General features: G+C 53.8%; 19 protein-coding genes. 13 read left to right on the top strand and 6 right to left on the bottom strand.

All coding sequences use genetic code 11. The features are described from left to right. Nucleotides 1–54 precede the first annotated feature (54 nt). Complete coding sequence (locus IG193_RS03175; RefSeq protein ID WP_192819449.1) at nucleotides 55–636, bottom strand: ECF transporter S component; 582 nt, start codon at nucleotides 634–636, stop codon at nucleotides 55–57. Further along, nucleotides 633–1,271, bottom strand: a complete 639-nt coding sequence (locus tag IG193_RS03170; RefSeq protein ID WP_192819448.1) for a CPBP family intramembrane metalloprotease — start codon at nucleotides 1,269–1,271, stop codon at nucleotides 633–635. Before IG193_RS03170 ends, IG193_RS03175 begins: the two co-directional genes overlap by 4 nt. A 38-nt stretch (nucleotides 1,272–1,309) precedes the next feature. Here IG193_RS03170 and IG193_RS03165 point away from each other — a divergent pair, with 38 nt between their 5' ends. Continuing rightward, complete coding sequence (locus IG193_RS03165; RefSeq protein WP_192819447.1) at nucleotides 1,310–1,687, top strand: hypothetical protein; 378 nt, start codon at nucleotides 1,310–1,312, stop codon at nucleotides 1,685–1,687. Nucleotides 1,688–1,689: 2 nt separating this feature from the next. Here IG193_RS03165 and IG193_RS03160 read toward each other — a convergent pair whose 3' ends face one another. Further along, the gene (locus IG193_RS03160) at nucleotides 1,690–2,982 is read right to left on the bottom strand and encodes a hydroxymethylglutaryl-CoA reductase, degradative (protein ID WP_192819446.1); all 1,293 of its coding nucleotides are present in this window, start codon (nucleotides 2,980–2,982) and stop codon (nucleotides 1,690–1,692) included. A gap of 64 nt (nucleotides 2,983–3,046) precedes the next feature. Between IG193_RS03160 and IG193_RS03155 the strand changes: the two genes are divergently transcribed. After that, nucleotides 3,047–3,820 (top strand): metallophosphoesterase, encoded by a 774-nt coding sequence (locus tag IG193_RS03155; RefSeq protein ID WP_192819445.1) that lies wholly within the window; start codon nucleotides 3,047–3,049, stop codon nucleotides 3,818–3,820. 9 nt (nucleotides 3,821–3,829) lie between these two features. On the opposite strand, the gene IG193_RS03150 is transcribed toward IG193_RS03155, so the two are convergent. Continuing rightward, nucleotides 3,830–4,090 (bottom strand): YhbY family RNA-binding protein, encoded by a 261-nt coding sequence (locus tag IG193_RS03150; protein ID WP_192819444.1) that lies wholly within the window; start codon nucleotides 4,088–4,090, stop codon nucleotides 3,830–3,832. Between the two features lie 129 nt (nucleotides 4,091–4,219). Here IG193_RS03150 and IG193_RS03145 point away from each other — a divergent pair, with 129 nt between their 5' ends. From IG193_RS03145 to IG193_RS03115, 7 genes are all read left to right on the top strand, one after another. Next, nucleotides 4,220–4,450 (top strand): MoaD/ThiS family protein, encoded by a 231-nt coding sequence (locus IG193_RS03145; protein ID WP_192819443.1) that lies wholly within the window; start codon nucleotides 4,220–4,222, stop codon nucleotides 4,448–4,450. Beyond that, nucleotides 4,443–5,423, top strand: coding sequence for a TIGR00269 family protein (locus tag IG193_RS03140; RefSeq protein WP_192819442.1), 981 nt, complete (start codon nucleotides 4,443–4,445; stop codon nucleotides 5,421–5,423). Before IG193_RS03145 ends, IG193_RS03140 begins: the two co-directional genes overlap by 8 nt. Before the next feature lie 10 nt (nucleotides 5,424–5,433). Then, nucleotides 5,434–6,231, top strand: a complete 798-nt coding sequence (locus IG193_RS03135; protein WP_192819441.1) for a hypothetical protein — start codon at nucleotides 5,434–5,436, stop codon at nucleotides 6,229–6,231. A gap of 5 nt (nucleotides 6,232–6,236) precedes the next feature. Further along, complete coding sequence (locus tag IG193_RS03130) at nucleotides 6,237–6,743, top strand: hypothetical protein (RefSeq protein ID WP_192819440.1); 507 nt, start codon at nucleotides 6,237–6,239, stop codon at nucleotides 6,741–6,743. Nucleotides 6,744–6,833: 90 nt separating this feature from the next. Then, the gene (locus IG193_RS03125) at nucleotides 6,834–8,078 is read left to right on the top strand and encodes a hypothetical protein (RefSeq protein ID WP_192819439.1); all 1,245 of its coding nucleotides are present in this window, start codon (nucleotides 6,834–6,836) and stop codon (nucleotides 8,076–8,078) included. Then, nucleotides 8,057–8,572, top strand: coding sequence for a hypothetical protein (locus IG193_RS03120; protein ID WP_192819438.1), 516 nt, complete (start codon nucleotides 8,057–8,059; stop codon nucleotides 8,570–8,572). Before IG193_RS03125 ends, IG193_RS03120 begins: the two co-directional genes overlap by 22 nt. Before the next feature lie 4 nt (nucleotides 8,573–8,576). Next, complete coding sequence (locus IG193_RS03115) at nucleotides 8,577–11,024, top strand: hypothetical protein (protein WP_192819437.1); 2,448 nt, start codon at nucleotides 8,577–8,579, stop codon at nucleotides 11,022–11,024. A 143-nt stretch (nucleotides 11,025–11,167) separates the two neighbouring features. Here IG193_RS03115 and IG193_RS03110 read toward each other — a convergent pair whose 3' ends face one another. Then, on the bottom strand, nucleotides 11,168–11,743 hold the full coding sequence (locus tag IG193_RS03110; protein WP_192819436.1) for an XTP/dITP diphosphatase: 576 nt from the start codon (nucleotides 11,741–11,743) through the stop codon (nucleotides 11,168–11,170). A 179-nt stretch (nucleotides 11,744–11,922) separates the two neighbouring features. On the opposite strand from IG193_RS03110, the gene IG193_RS03105 reads away from it, so the two are divergent. The 4 genes from IG193_RS03105 to IG193_RS03090 all read left to right on the top strand — a co-directional run bounded on the left by IG193_RS03105 (nucleotide 11,923) and on the right by IG193_RS03090 (nucleotide 15,214). After that, nucleotides 11,923–12,993: a SagB/ThcOx family dehydrogenase gene (locus tag IG193_RS03105; RefSeq protein WP_192819435.1), complete on the top strand. Its 1,071-nt coding sequence runs from the start codon at nucleotides 11,923–11,925 to the stop codon at nucleotides 12,991–12,993. Nucleotides 12,994–13,042: 49 nt separating this feature from the next. Then, nucleotides 13,043–13,492 carry a hypothetical protein gene (locus tag IG193_RS03100; RefSeq protein ID WP_192819434.1) on the top strand — a complete coding sequence of 150 codons (450 nt, stop codon included), beginning with the start codon at nucleotides 13,043–13,045 and terminating at the stop codon, nucleotides 13,490–13,492. A 116-nt stretch (nucleotides 13,493–13,608) separates the two neighbouring features. Then, on the top strand, nucleotides 13,609–14,160 hold the full coding sequence (locus IG193_RS03095) for a zinc metalloprotease (protein ID WP_192819433.1): 552 nt from the start codon (nucleotides 13,609–13,611) through the stop codon (nucleotides 14,158–14,160). Nucleotides 14,161–14,332: 172 nt separating this feature from the next. Further along, the gene (locus IG193_RS03090) at nucleotides 14,333–15,214 is read left to right on the top strand and encodes an Mrp/NBP35 family ATP-binding protein (protein ID WP_192819432.1); all 882 of its coding nucleotides are present in this window, start codon (nucleotides 14,333–14,335) and stop codon (nucleotides 15,212–15,214) included. Here IG193_RS03090 and IG193_RS03085 read toward each other — a convergent pair. Then, a complete protein-coding gene (locus IG193_RS03085) occupies nucleotides 15,189–15,863 on the bottom strand; it encodes an ACT domain-containing protein (RefSeq protein ID WP_192819431.1) in 675 nt (224 codons plus the stop codon). The genes IG193_RS03090 and IG193_RS03085 overlap by 26 nt on opposite strands. Nucleotides 15,864–15,887 lie beyond the last annotated feature (24 nt).

Below are 15,887 nucleotides of genomic sequence, written 5' to 3'. Positions count from 1 at the left end.
CTGTGAAGAGTGAGCCCCTCACTGACCCATGATGAGTCGGCTTCTCCAAGCGGATCAAATCTCTATTCTCCTCTCAACCTCGCGGTAGACGGCGTACGCTACTCCGAGGCTGAACACTGTGTGTACGAGGTTAAACACGGCTGTGTAGACGTAGACTAGGATTAGGCCGCCGGCCATCTTGACGGCATAACTGAGAAAGCCAGGGTAGAGTAGTGTAAAGTAGACCCAGTTTATAATAGTCATTACGGCTACCCGCGTGGTAGACGCCCCCAGAAACTCTAGCACAATGTTCTTCGAGACAGCTTTCACGACACTAGAGCCAACGAGCATCGAGGAGACCGCCAGGAACTTCATAAAAGCTCCTAGCGGCTCTGAGCCCCTAGCGACTAGACCGGCAAAGTGTAGCGCCTCGGCCAGCAGGCCGCACGAGAGGCCGCACATGAAGTAGGCGAAAGTTGCAGGTACTTCGGCCAGGTCGAATTTGAGGTATGGTAGAACCGGGTAGGGTGCCTCGAGCTTGAGTATCGAGAACGCCAGCGCTAGTGACGCCATTAGAGCAGTAATGGCAAGCTTCTGGGTTCTGTGCACTGGAGTTGTAGGATATAATGACTTATCAATTTTTCTTGATGAAATCATACTTGTAGAAAATCTATTTTAAAAGATGGAAGTTTTAGATAAACCATTATGAGCGCCAGGAGCAGTAAGTCTGATGCAATGATAGCAGATAAAGTGGGTATATCGAGCCTCAAGTAGTAGCTACTAGCAACAACATTGTACACAGAGTGGAAAACAGACGACCCCTCGAACCCCATCCTCTCTGCCAGGAGCCCTGCCGCGAGGCCTATTAGGAAGTAGTGGGGCGCAAGCAGGGAGGAGTACACGAGGAATACAGGATCAGTCGCAGAGATGTGCGAGTACATGAAAACAAGTGCCTGAAGGGGGAGCCCAATACGTTGGAGGAGGAAGCCTCTATAGAATATTTCCTCAATGACGGCCGATGCACAGGCAAACAAGTATGCGTGGAGGCTGTGTGCGCTCCCCACACGGGACGCGAGTAGGAGCACATGGGGGAGCACGCCGAGTAGCACGAGCAAGACCGAGTCGGCGCGGGAAACTCTCGGGGGGTCTCTGAGTCTGGGGATGACCACTGCGGCGCTGTAGAGTAGCAGGAGGGCATAGCCGGCCAGCACTAGCCCGGCATTTGCCATGGAAAAATAGGCTAGGAAAACGGCGAGCCACAGCTCCTCGGCTTTTGATCGAAAAGTAACCACAACGCTAAATAAATAGCTGCCATAAAAACGTAGGGATCATGGCTGAGTACGTCGAGCAACTCAAATTGGAGTCGGATGAGGCCTCGAGGCTCAAGCTGGACGTATTGAGGGCTCTCGTGGTCTTCGGAGGCTCGCTTTGGCTGTCCGAGATACCCTCATCTATCGAGAGGCTGTACCTCGGAGAACGGGCCGCTCCAAGCACCAGCGACGTCAAGAAAGCCCTAAAGGATCTGGCATCGAGGGGCTTAGTGAGGACAGAGGAGAGGGTGCGCGGCACGGACAAGCCTCAAGGTGAAAAGGACGTCTTAGTCTTGCTCGCTGACGGGAGGGTTAGAGGTAGCCTTCTCTCAGACGAGGTTCTCAATAGGTACTATTTGAGCTTGACTGAGGAGTTGGGCAAACTGCGGAAAGAATAAATTTACTTTTTGTCAGCTTCCCCCTCCTTGGATAGCTTCGCCACTAGTTCCTGTGCGTAGGCGAAGTTTATCTTGCCCTCACTCACCATTATCTCTACGACCTTATCGATGAGGTCTCCCGTAGCTCCGGCCATTATGGCTAGGTTCCTTGCATGTAGCCTCATGTGCCCCCGTTGAATTCCCTCAGTGGCTAGGGCCCTCAGGGCTGCAAAGTTCTGCGCGAGGCCTACTGCCCCCATGACTTCGGCGAGCTCTATGGCTGTTTTAACGCCTAGTATTTTCAAGGCGATCCTGGCTACGGGGTGCACTTTAGTAGCACCGCCGATTATGCCGACTGCCATTGGCATCTCGAGGCTACCCACGAGGTTGCCGTCGGCGTCCTTCTCCCACCTGGAGAGGGGCTCGTACCTGCCATTCCTGGCGGCGTATGCATGTGCTCCAGCCTCTATTGCTCTGTGGTCCTGCGCGGTTGCGAGGGCGACAGCTATCACCCCGTTCATAATACCCTTGTTGTGCGTTGCGGCCCTGTAGGGGTCTGCCGCCGCAAACGCCCAAGCATTTACGATGGCATCTACAACCTCCTCTCCCCCAATATCGTCCTTGTAGACCTTGACGTAGCTCCTGACGAGCCTCTTGTCGGCCAAGTTCGATATTATCCTGAGGAGCACTCTCCCTCCCGTGATCCTCTCAATTAGAGGTGCGACTCTCTCGGCCATCGTGTTCACGGCGTTTGCCCCCATGGCATCCCTCACGTCGACGATTAGGTGGACAATCAACATAGGCCCTGTCGGCCCCTCCACTACCCTGGCTTCTACGTCCTTGGCCCCTCCGCCCAGCTTCACGAGAACGGGGTCGGCTTCGTTAGCTCTTTGTATTATCTCGTCCTTGTGCTCGAGTACGAGCATGCGCTTGTACCAGGGATCCTTGAGGCCGATTACTTGGATTTGCCCTATCATTACCGGGCCAGTCGCGATAGACTTGATGCCACCATCCCTCCTCATCACTCTCGCAGCGTTGCTGGCCGCCGCGACGACGCTCGCCTCTTCGATCACCATGGGCACGATGTAGTCTTTCCCGTTGATCAAGAAGTTGACGGCCACGGCGAATGGGTAGCTCATGGCCCCGATAACGTTCTCGATCATTGAATCAGCGATCTTTGGGTCTAGGTTGCCAAAGTTCCTCAAGAGCTTGGCTTCCTCCTCTGTGAGGCCGGCGAACTCTGCGACTATCCGCAGCCTCTCCTCGAGGCTCTTCTTGTAAAATTCGGGTATGCGGGACGTCTTTCCCTCGCTCATCGCTTATCAAGTCCTCCACCGTAATATAAATTTGAGGGCCGGCTCTATAACTTAGGGACTAGGAGTGCTACCTGCACTCAAGCTCTCTAAAGGCGTTGAAATAGTCGGGCTAGGTCTCTATCTAGCCAGACTCGACGCACTAGTAGTGGCGGATCTTCACATAGGCTACGAGGAAGCACTTGCAGAAGAAGGCTTGTATGTACCTCCCTTCCAGAGCCAGGAGATCAGGGGCGTCATTGAGAGCATGGTGAGAGAGACAGGGGCCTCCAGACTCATTCTACTCGGCGACGTCAAGCACGAGTTTGGGGATGTTACGAGGCAGGAGTGGCGGGAGACGAGCGAGCTACTGGGCCTCGTGAAAGATAGTCTGAAGATGGAGGTGGAGGTCGTGAGGGGGAACCACGACAACTACCTGGTTGCGCTCCTGAAGAAAATGGATGTGCCCCTGCGAGACCCCTACCTAATGGAGGAGGGGGTGCTCTTCTTCCACGGCCACAAACCACTCCCAGTCGAGGGCTTTGCGGAGAACGTTGAGACCATCATACTGGGGCACGAGCACCCGGCTATCGCGCTACGGGATGAGGTGGGAGCTAGGCTGAAGATAAAAGCCCTACTCGAGGGCTCATACATGGGTAAAAGAGTCATAGTCCTGCCGGCACTGAGCCCCCTGATGCCTGGAACAGAGGTAAACGTTGAGAGGAGCCTCCTGTCACCGATACTACGCGAAGCCGACATCGATAGCTTCAGGGCCTACGCTATCGACCTGGAAGCCGGCGTGTACGACTTCGGGCTCATAAAGTACCTGAGAGTAGCTAGCAGGGCCCCGCTAGAGCTCTAGGAGTCGGGGCTAAGCCCTGCTCTTCTTCCTCCTCAGTGCTATGACGTTGCCCCTTATGCCAATAACTTCGGCGCCTAGCCGCTGTGACAGGATTACTGCTACGTCCTCTCTAGTGTACCCGTAGGTCTCGCGGAAGTTCTTGAGGAGCCTTACCTTCACCACACCGCGTGACTTCAGAGCGTTATCTATCTCTTCGAGAACCCTTTCGCTGAGGCCGTTCTTTCCAACATTAACTGTAACAACGGTAGGATCCTGGAATACGCTCGACAAGCTCCGACACCTGGAAACAAGCCAGATGCAGCCATCTTTAACCTTTGCGCTAGCCCGGAGAACCGGCGCTCGCCCCTGGTGTAGTGAAAGGTTTTTAGCCTTGAGAGGAGGGAGTACCCTAGACTACTCATGGGCGACAGGCTGGAGTGCAATGGTTTCAAGGTACATGTGGAGGTGTTTGGGCGTGAAGTGTTTGAGGCCTGTGTTGGAGAGGGGTATACAGTGAGAGACCTCTTGTCCCGGCTGGGCCTGCGCGCAAGCGAGGTAGTTGTCGCAGTGGACGGGGAAGTCGTGACAGAGGACGAGCCCCTGAAGCCGGGTTCTCGCGTAAAGATCCACTCTGTCGTCTCGGGTGGGTAGGACGGCGAAGTGCTTCGTGTGTGGCTCGAAGGCTGTGGCGTACGTCCCGTACTTGGGCGAGTACCTCTGCAAGGAGCATTTCATCGAGTACTTCGAGAGGAGAGTGTACGAGACCCTCAGGAGTTTCAAGCTTGTAGCGCCGGGGGACAGGGTGGCGGTTGCTGTTAGCGGCGGAAAGGACAGCCTGACGACGCTATACCTCCTCAGGAAGTTCTCCGGGAGGATGGGCTTCGAGGTCTTCGGCGTGGCAGTTGACGAGGGGATTGCCGGCTACAGGGAGTACAAGCTCCAGGCCCTCTCGGCCCTTGCTGAAGAGCTAGGCGTCAGAATATATGTCGGGAGGTTTGAAGACTACTTTGGAATAACGCTTGACGAGGCAGTCAAGAGGCTAAAGGAGAAGGGCATGGAGTATAAGCCGTGTAGTGTATGCGGCGTGTTCAGGAGGTACATAATAAACAAGCTCGCGCGCGAGCTGGGAGCCACCAAGCTAGCCACAGGCCACAACCTGGACGACGAGGTGCAGGTATTCGTCATGAACGCTCTCAAGGCCCATATGGAGGGCATCGAGCGCGAGGGGATAGCCTCGGCAACAGTTGGAGAAGGGCTTGTCCCGAGGATTAAGCCACTCTACTTCATTACAGAGAAAGAAGTACTGACATACACTCTACTGAGAGGCATACACACTCCGTTCGTGGAGTGCCCGTACATTGTCTACGCCCTCAGGCACCCGATACGCCGCTGGATAAACGCTGTGGAGGACGAGGCCCCCGGCTTCAAGTACAGGATCCTCGCAGTCAAGGAGCTTTCGCGGAAGAAACTCCCAGAAGCCCCAGAGGGGGCGCAGAAGTGCCGTGTCTGTGGCGAGCCCTCCTCGAAGCCTGTCTGCAAGGCGTGTCTATTCAGGGCATACCTCGACCCCGGATTTGCCGGTAGAGTAGAAAGACTCAAGCTTATATCGGGGAGCCGAGATTAATAGGTAGAGTATGTACCTCAGGAAGGCAATATCGCCGGTCATAGCTGTGACTATAATGACGGGTATCATGCTCACCATAGTGGCCGTAGCCCTCTACTACTCTACGTCTCTAATCGACCTCAACAGGCAGATGATGGAGTACCAGTACGCCAAGGACAACCTAGCGTACGCGGCGACAGCCCTAGAGCAGGTCGCACTGGGCACGGGCGGCTCGAGGTACATACGCTTCTCCCTGATTAGCACCAGGATAAACTTCGAGTACTCCCGGGACAACCTGTCCATTACCATAACTGATAACAAGACTACATACCAGATTACGCCTTTCAGGCCCGGACGTATAGTCGTGTGCGGCGGGAACCTTGTCACGACCACAAGGCAACTAATAGTGCCAGAGTCGGGCGACTTCAACGGAGAAGTTGGGAAGCTCATCGTAGCCCCCGGCGAGCCCATAGTCCTCGTCTACGAGGACTTCCGCGGCGCTGCCTGCGCCTACCTGGAGACGTACCGCGTTAGGGCTTTCTACAACGGCGCGATAAACGTGACAGAGGGCGGCGCCGTCAAGAGGTACAACTTCTACACCGTACACGTGATACGCCTAAAGCTCGGCCAGCTCGGAGGCTCGGGCACGATACCAGTAATATTCCGCAACACGAACTCGACGCTACTCGAGTACAGGTTACAAGGCCCAAGCGTAACGGTAAACGTCGTCTACGACGGGTACAGCCAGAGTTCAACGCTCAGAGGCCCGCAAGCAGACGGCTCAGTCGTGGTGGTAAAAATAGCTGAAGTAACCGTTACTACAAGTTGATTGCCATGCCGACGCCTATAATTTCCCACCTCGTAGGGACGACAACACTCCTCGCGGTAGCACTTATACTAGTCGTAATGTTCTCCTTTGTAGCCTTCGTCTACAACATGGAGACAATGAACACAATGCTCTCTGAAATAGCGGAGAGCTGTGCAAGAGAAATCGTGGAGCTTGTCTCAATTCACACTCTGGGAGGAGGCGACTATACGGTAATGCTTCTCAATGTGCCCAAAGATATAGGAGGACAGCCGTATACACTACAGGTCACTGATGTAGCTGAGAACAAGCTACTCGTCAATGCTAGCCTCCAGATATACCGGCAGGTCAGGATAGTTGTTACCCCAAACTTTGGCTCAAACCCCGTCCACGCCACGCCGGGAGAATTCCAAGTAGCGCCATGGTTGAAAGTTGCCTCCAAGATAATGCTGCCGCTACCCCAAGGCTATAAGCCCGTACTAGTAGCCTACAGGAAAAGCGGATATATCTATATTGGGTTCGCTGCTGTACCGTAGCCACTACTCTAACCCCCGGCTTTTAATCGAATAGAACCAGGAAACCTTAATATTTTGGAAACAGACATGGAAAACCTTAGGGGGTAGGTATTGGAGACTGTTCTAGAGTACATTACGGTAGGGCTCCTAATTATAGTACTTGTGATCGCGGCCAATCAGATGATGTCTGCCTCACTCGGAACGGTGGTAACAGTCAGGGAAGAGCAACTATACACAGTAGCACAGAGGATAATGGATAAAATACTCCTAACACCCGGCTACCCGGCAGACTGGGGCACCAACATCACGGTGTCAGCAGACGACATGCAGGACTTCGGCCTAGCCCTAAACGGGACGAGAGCACCCTATATAGTCGACCCCGATAAAGTAATGAGGCTTGCAAACCTCTCAACGCTCCCCAACCCGCTCCTACTCAACTCGAGCAGGCTTGCGGACCTTCTAGGCCTCAGGGGGACATACGGATTCAGGCTCGTAATGAAACCCATGATAGTCCACGACATCCAGCCGTTAGACTGGTACCAGCCGAAGGGCAGCAGCCAAAACTTCGCAGTAAAATTCAGAGTCAGGGTAGCTAACTGGTACGGACTTGGGTTGCCAAATGCTAACGTCACAGGCATCTACGTGATAGTGAAAGTTGACCCTGGGGCTGGCGGGACGGGACCACAACTTGAGGAGAAGAAGATTTTCACTAAGAGTAACGTTACAGGCGCACTTGGAGAGACGATCCTCGACTTCACCAACGTAGTACAGCAGTACCTCAGCACCCAGAAAGTGAATAAGTGGTTTTTCTCCTTCGTAGTTATCCACACAGTATGGCATGGCTTCGTTGCAGTCTACGGCTACACCTCGCTCGCCGAAGGCAGTGCACCTCTCCAGGGCTATATAATAGGCGACGCAATAATACTCTCAAGAGACCTTAACGTAACGTGGGTTCCAAAGAAGAGCGGTGCAGTGATATTCAAGGACGAGGTAGTTCAGCTCGTCCCCCAGTACGAGGGGCTGTTAAACATCACGGGGATAACGTGGTGTAGGAGTCAGCCCAGCGACCCAATATGGTGCCAGCAGGTAGCAGGCAAAGTGCTTCCTTCAAGCCCAGGCCGGTACGTCATAGGCCGTATCCAGTATGTGGAGAAGCTCTCGTCGCATGTGTTCGTATTCGCACAGTGGCGAGGTAAGCCCGTAGGGGTTGTCATAAACAGGATACCTGATATAGACATTTCCTATGGTGCTAGGGGTGCACAGCCAGCGAACTCTGTAACTCTAACAAGGTTTGTTACCATATACAACTACCCATATGTTGTACAGATAACCCTGTGGAGGAGTGTCGAGGGCTAGCGATGAGGAGAAGAGGGCAAGTCAGAATAGTAGAGGCTGTACTGGCTACTTTCATGGTTGTGGCAGTCATACTCATGGTCATGGCTTTTACCCGACCGTTGAAGAGCACTTACATCCGCGAGACTACCGACTTGAGGAGGCTTGCCTATAATCTGTTGAACGACATGGCAACTGCCGGAGTATACGAGAGAACTGTAGGTAGGGCGATTACAAACCCGGGTAACAAGGGCTGGATAGACGATCTCCGCCTCCTCGTGTCTTCTAGCCTGCCACCAGAGCTTGTCTTCAATATGACCATATACAGGGTTGACTTTAACCCCGCCTCTGGGGCAACTAGTTTCGTAAAACTAGGCTCTGTAGCGAACTCTGACTTCTCAAGAATACAGTTGTACGAGTCGGAGTCTGTAACCTACACTTATGTCGCTACTAGTGATCCAGACAAGGTTAGAGGCATGGTAATTTACATAGTTTTAACACTGGGGTTCGCGGGGTGACAGAATGAAGAGAAGAGCCCAGATAGTCGTCACAGCGATACTCCTGATAGCACTTTACGTCATTTCTGTCCTCCTCATGGTCTACCATGTACACACGATTTTCCTTAAGATGAGGTCGCCTGTAGCCAGGGAGATTGTAGCCTCGGTCACGGGTGACTTCCAGAGAGCCCTGGCTGCTATGCTCGCAGTAGCAACGAGGGCCTACTTTAATTATACTCGCTTCTCTGACTTGATGGAACGGTTCAGTAGTCTGGGGATGAGCTACTACAACAGGCACAACTTTACGGTTGCCAGAATGGTGGCAAAGTCTTTCTTGGAGTACTGGAGGCAGGCAGTCACAAAAGCATATGCAGAATACGGGATACAGATATCTTACAGTATAGAAAGGCTCGACGTCTCCAAGTACCTCAACAGATCCCGCGCAGTCTACAACTTGATGAAAGGCTACTGGTACTTGCCGTCATCCGGCTCCTATACCTATGCAAAGCTAAAGATTAACCTCACAGCACTAGGGCTCTACAACTGGGAGTCAGACGTCTTCGCAGGCCTGACAGTTAGGGTATACAGGACACCCGTAAGATACAGTCTTCCGTCGGATACCTCACCTGGAAATGTCTCTATCACAATAAACGTCTTGTTCGACCGGGGGGAGTACTACGGGAACCTCCTCGCGAAAGGATGGGTCGAGATATACTACCCTGAAAGAGCCGGCAACGTTTATACTGGGAGATGGCTCAGGGCGGTGATAAGAGATGTCCGCTACGACGGCATGGGCAACTATACTATAACGTTCGAGCCCTACGTTGAAGAGTTACAAGACCCCGTAACTGGAGAGCAGTATATTCCCGTCATGGTAGTGGTCTCCGACGAGAGAGGCATACTTGTTGAAGCCTCGACATACAACTACATTGGCTTCAGAGTACAGAAGAACACTCCGGACACGCTCTACTACTACTTCAAAAGCAGCTCCACTAGCTCCAGTATCTCCAAGCCATTAGAAACTCCATTCGAGGTTTACACCCTTGAACTCACCTCCAACCTCTCCATGTACTGGCTCGGCCAGAAACTACCCGTCCAGAGCGTAAGGTTACCACCCTTCCCGCTCATGCCCATGAAGCAAATAAGGGTCAACGCTACCCGAGACGGGACACTTGGCAGCCTAACGCTTATACCGGTACAGTACGAGAACTGGACAGTTCTCAACTGGCACGGGCTCAGCATCCGGTTACCAGTCGGTCTCTCAGACCCCCAGATGGACTTCTTCGCCGGGACGCGCTTCAACACAACGCTAGTCTTCCAGATCTCCTTCCCTGGGCGTGACATACGACAACAGTTCGTCCTGCTCTGGTGGGACGATGACCTCGACGCAAACCCTGTAAACTTTACAACAAGGATAAGATACGTTGGGCCCGACAGAGACCCGAGGTACAAGGACGTAATGCACCCCTTATTTGACCTGGAGTTCCTCGATATGGAGCACAAAGTTGCACGGGGCTTTGAGGCTATAACCCCAAGCACGAACCCCTGTACCCCCACCTTCGACCCAGACTACCACCTCCACTACTGGGGAATTGCAGCAATCAACCTACGTAGCCCAGACGGCAAAACAGTCTACGGCCCTGTAAACATACACGGCTTCGGGACGAACATTGAATGCGGCGGTCAGATATGGTACCTGGCTAGCTACCGCCCCTACGGGATCTGGAGCATATTTTACAGGTACCTTAGGTACGGCTATCCTGCGCCGATAAGAATATTCGCACTCCTAAATACAACATTGGTCGCAAATATATATGACCTAACGAAGAAAGGTGGCATAACAGAGGGGCTCCTCAGGAGCGACTACTACCACATAATAACGCTAGTGGAGATAACTAACGGTACAAACTACCTCCCAATGATAACGTATATCTACTGGAACGGGGATAAGGAGGGCTACGGGTACTGGGCAGTCCAAGTCTCAGGTGTGTCACAACCCAATATTCCAGACTGGGGCACAACCTTCGGGTACTTTGCATACCTCACATACCCAGGAAAATACCCTGAAAACTCGACCGATGGCACTCCTGTTGCATCCACCCAGCGGCAGACGTTTACTGGATATTACCCCGGGATACTGATCTCCCAGTGGGGTAGCCAGTCTGGGAAGGCGATAATATTCAACAAAAAAGCACTTGACTACTGGTATAAGAGAGTATATGGACAAAAAGCCACTTCATCGTTCATGTGCGGCTACATACCTCTATGCAGTGCTGACTTTCAAATCGCTAGGTGGGATCAAAGCGTTGAAATCAATGAAGGCTTGACTCTGAATTACCAGACAGTGATTTTCGCTTATAACTTGACCGGGACAGGCTGGCTTGGGAGAACAGGCACTGATGGGTGGCTAAACGCGTACGTCTATACACCCATGTTCCTGGAGAAGTACACCCCATCGGTAGTCCCTCCATAATCTTTCCAGTGCAAGAGGGGGCCGCAGGAGTGGCGGCGCTTCTTTTCCCGCTACCCCGGGTGAGGTTGCCGCCCCCTCAGCGGCCCCTGCAATAACCTGCACAAGGGGTATTTATTCTCTACACACAGTGCACTAGAACATCTTCATTCTATCCTACTAGTGGCCTGAAAGTTTTTCATTAGCCACTCTGCCAGGGCTCTCGCTGCCCTGGCCCTGTGGGAGTACTCGTTCTTCTCATTCACGCTCATTTCGGCGAAAGTTTTGTCGGCGCCTAGGGGCTGGAAAATCGGGTCGAAGCCGAACCCCCTGGTGCCGCGAGGCTCGCGGGTTATGTTCCCCTCTACCTCGCCCCTAAACGCCTCCACTCTGCCGTCGGGAGTCTTGACGGCGATCACGGAGACGAAGACTGCCCTGCGGTCTTCCACGCCTTCGAGGAGCTTCAGCACGCCCGGTATCCCTATGGTGTCGTAGACGTAGTGGCTGTAGGGGCCCGGGAAACCCTTCAGCGCGTGGATGAAGAGTCCGGCGTCCTCGACTGCCACGGGGGCGTCCATCTCGCGGAGGTTCTTCGCCGCCGTCAGGGCTATCTCCTCGAGGCTTCTCGACTGGATCTCCAGCTTCTCCGCCCTGACTGCCACGACCTCGACGCCGTACCGGGCGAGGGCAAGGGCAACTTCTTCCACTTTGTGCCTGTTAGACGTGGCCAGGTAGAGCTTCACACCTATCCTTAGATCTCGGTGAAAATATAGTTTGTTAGGCTCTCAGCTCAACACGGTTCCGCGAGCCGTGCTCCAGGGAGCAAGGGAAGGGGATCATTCCCGGGGGCCTGGGCGTTTGGGCCAGTCACCTCAGCAAAAAATATTATTCGTTTGACATGTTTTCCTATACTAGTACTAACATGTATAGCTTGCCTAAAGTTCAGGTACGGGATCGTCCCTCACTCAGGGAGGCCCTGTGGTGCCTAGCTAACAACACTCCACTGGAGTGCTCTCCGTGTGACGTCAGGGGGGTGGCACGCATACTGTTCCATGTGCAAGGGTGCAGGGATGGCAGGTTTAGGACAGTCCCCTCGGCGGGGGCCACTTACCCGCTAGAGGTATACCTGTACTCTAGGAATGAGCTCTTGCCCGTTGACTACGGGGTTTACAGGTACAGGCCGTGTAGATCGGTGCTTGAGCCTGTAAAGGGCGCCAGCGTGGGCTTCGAGGGCTTCGCCATAAACAGCGTGAGCGAGAGGACTACGAGCTTCTACGGCTCGAGAGGCTACAGGTACGTGAGGCAGGAGATCGGCCACGCCTTGCAGAACCTACTCCTCTCGCTGGTGAGCCATGGCTTCGCCTATAATGTCCGGGTCGTAAACATAGGACTTGAGGGCGTTGTCGGGGAGGCTAGAGTAGCCGAGGTAGAAGTACGAGAGGCCCGCGACCACTGCAAGGGGTTCCTGGTAGAGCGTGGCGCCCCCCTAGACGCGGTCATAGCTTCAAGGTCTAGCATAAGGACGTTTAAGAAGGAGGGCCTGTCAGAGGAACAGTTACTGACGCTACTCAAGTGGTCTACCGGGGATGTAATTGAGGGCGGGAGACCCTACCCCAAGATCTTCGGGAGCTACCTAGTAGAGACCTACGTGTTCACTAAGAGCGTTAAGGGGCTTGATCCGGGCGTCTACTACTTCGAGACAAGCACCGGTGAGCTTGAGCCAGTGAAACTGGGAGACGTCTCAGAAGACCTGTGGAGGCACTCGCTACGCCAGACGAGCGTGCTTAGAGCGCCAGCCGTTATTATCCTAGCCGGCAGAGGCTACGAGGCCGAGGTAGAGTGCGGAATAGTGGGACAGAACATATACTTAAACGCTACGCACGACGGCCTAGGCACGGTAGCCATAGGGGCGTTTAACGACGAGAACATCGCGAGGGTAACCGGCGTCGAAGACCCCCTGTACCTGATGCCGCTAGGCAGGCCAGCCCCCTGACGCGTATCCGTGCGGAGCCTTAAAATACACGTTCGGACATAGTACTCACGTGGAGTACTGGAAGTTGCCTCCGCGAGTTAAGGTTCTAGAGGCGCTCGGGTGCATAGGGGACGGTAGGATAGAGTTCACGGGCGAGCGAGAGGCGCGCGTAACGGGGTCTGACGGCCAGAGGGTCTACAGGGTTGTCTGGGACGGGGGGCTCGGTATAGCTTCCGACGACAACGGCTCCGTCTACCGCGGTTATCTCGGTTACCCGTCTATAGCGTTTCTCATGCTCAAAGGAGTGCTCCCATTTGACTCCAAGCTTTCCAAGGCCCTTAAAGGAATCCCCTGGCGGGAGTTGAACGAGAAGTTCAAGAGTTACAGGGAAACCGAGAACTATGTGAGGGAGCTGTTAAGCCAGAAGGGTGTAAGCTGGGCGTACGTCGAAGCCTTCATAAGGAAAGTGCTGGGAGAAATCGAGAAGCTCAAGCCGTATAAAATACCTCTGGAACGCTAGTTCTCCAAGCGTATTCTTCTCTCATGCTGTCTCTCCCCGTAATGGCTTAACTCTTTCTGCGCATGCGTTTTGTCGGACAGAAAAGAATATGAAATCTTTAGGCAGTGACATACAGCGTGGCGCGTGAAGCCTTCTACCCGCGCGAGGTTCAGGAGTTGACTCTTGCAACGTTAGCAGTATTTGCAGTTCTAGCCGGCCAGTGCTTCTATGCCTTAAACACTCTAAACATTCTACGGCTACTGACGCTGGCCTTCCTTATCTACGTCCCCCACGAGCTGGCACACAAATTCGTGGCGCAGTACTACGGCTACCCGGCCAGGTACTCTATCCTGTGGGAGTTCTTTCTCATCACGCTCTTATCCGCTATCCCGCTCATACCGATAAAGTTCATCGCGCCCGGAACAGTCTACATTTACACGGGTACGGGTATAACCAGGAGGGAGAACGGGATTATCTCAGCTGCAGGGCCTGCGACGAACATTCTCCTAGGTACAGTCGGCCTGTTTGCGGGAGGATCCTTTGCGAGGATAGTCGTAAACTATAGCGGCTGGATAGCCTTCTTCAACCTGCTCCCCATAGGCCCCCTTGACGGGAAGAAGGTTCTGGACTGGAATGCAGTTATATGGGGGGCGATGATTGTAATGGCACTCTTCATGGTGTTCTACTGACGTGTGCCGCCCGCATAGCGCCCCGCTCTTCCTACGGTGATCTTGGGTTGTCTGTCACTCCAGCTGCAGCTTCAGGAAGAGCCAAAGGGTAGCGAGTATGCGATTCCAGAGGTGGCGGGACAAGTAAAGGTAATGAGGGAAAACTTATATTCTGCGACCCCGTCGAGAGGGTGTGTCGTCTGAGAAAGAGCGCGAGCTCAAGTTACAGGCTCTGAGGAAGGCTCGAGAGCAGGAGGAGCAAGCTAGGAAGAGGCTAAGCCAGATAAAATACAAATTGATTGTACTCAGCGGGAAGGGAGGCGTTGGGAAGAGTTTTATAACAGCTAACCTGGCGGCGGCTCTAGCGAGTAAGGGGTTCGAGGTGGGGGTTCTCGACGCCGACGTCCACGGGCCGTCAATACCCAAAATGTTCGGGGTTCATGGCCAGGCGATGTACGCTGGGCCGGCCGGTCTACTGCCCATTGTGGGTGTTGGGGGTGTTCGGGTTGTATCGGCGGATCTAATGCTACCCGACGAGGAAACAGCCCTCATCTGGCGCGGCCCCCTCAAGACCGGTTTCATACGCGAGCTACTGTCAATGGTTGCTTGGAGCCCGCTCGACTTCCTTCTCGTAGACCTGCCCCCTGGAACAGGCGACGAGCCCCTCACGATTGCCCAGCTGATCAAGGATCTAAGCGGGGCTATCGTCGTAACTACACCAAGCGACCTCACGAGAATAATTGTTAAGAAGGCCATAACCTTCTGCAAACAGCTCAACGTCTCACTACTCGGCATCGTCAATAACATGAGCCACTTCACTTGCCCCGTCTGCGGCACCAGGCACTACATCTTCGGCCAGGCTGGCACGTCGCGCCTAGTAGAGGAAACGGGCGTGAGAGTCCTAGCAGACATCCCGATAGACCCCCGGATAAACGAGTCCGTGGAAAACGGTGTGCCGTTCGTCCTAGCATACCCGGAGAGCGAGGCTTCGCGTAGCCTGCTCGACCTGGCAGACAAAGTAGCCGAGATTCTCAAGGCTAGTCCTAGGCCTAAAGGAGAGACTTCAAGCTTATGACAAGGTCTCTAACTATATTGTATGCCCTTGGGGCCTCGTCGGAACCTAGGACAAATATAAGATCCCTATAGCTTGATACAACTTCCGTCAGATTAATCCCCCTAACTGAGAGAGCCATGGATACCACCGAGACTACACCCGGCGTCGTGAGTATCTCAGGGGAACCGGTCAATATGATCGCGGACTGCCTTCTCAAGAACTGCTTAACGTCTCTCCTCTCCAGGGAGTTATAGATTTCTCCGAGAAACTCCTCATCGCCGATTATAGTCGTAGCACTAACGCCCTGGACGAGCTGGAGGTACCTGTTCTTCGGCAACGTCTCTCGAAGCAAGTTTAGAACGCTGGAGGTTTTCCCAGGGTCTATCGATAGAACGCACAGGTTGTCTACGACCTTAATCTCGCTGCCGACGAGCGCGAGGGCGAGCTTCCTGGCGCCAGCGCCCTCGTCCATGAGCTCCTTCGAGGCCCTGAGCACCGCCATCTTCACTGCTGTCTGCGTGAGTTTTCTACCAGAGAGCCTCTCGACCTCCCCGTGTAGCATCCTTGCCAGCGCAGAGTAGTTCACGATGCCAAGCTTCATCGACTCAAGTATGTAAGGCTTCGAGATCAGAGCTAGCTTGACGTACTTTACCACATTATCTCTAGGCATCTGAGGTTAGCACTGGAAAGGCTT

Origin of the sequence: Infirmifilum lucidum (assembly GCF_014876775.1) — an archaeon.
Taxonomy (GTDB): Archaea; Thermoproteota; Thermoprotei; order Thermofilales; family Thermofilaceae; genus Thermofilum; species Thermofilum lucidum.
This window is presented reverse-complemented; position numbering and strand designations above follow the sequence as displayed.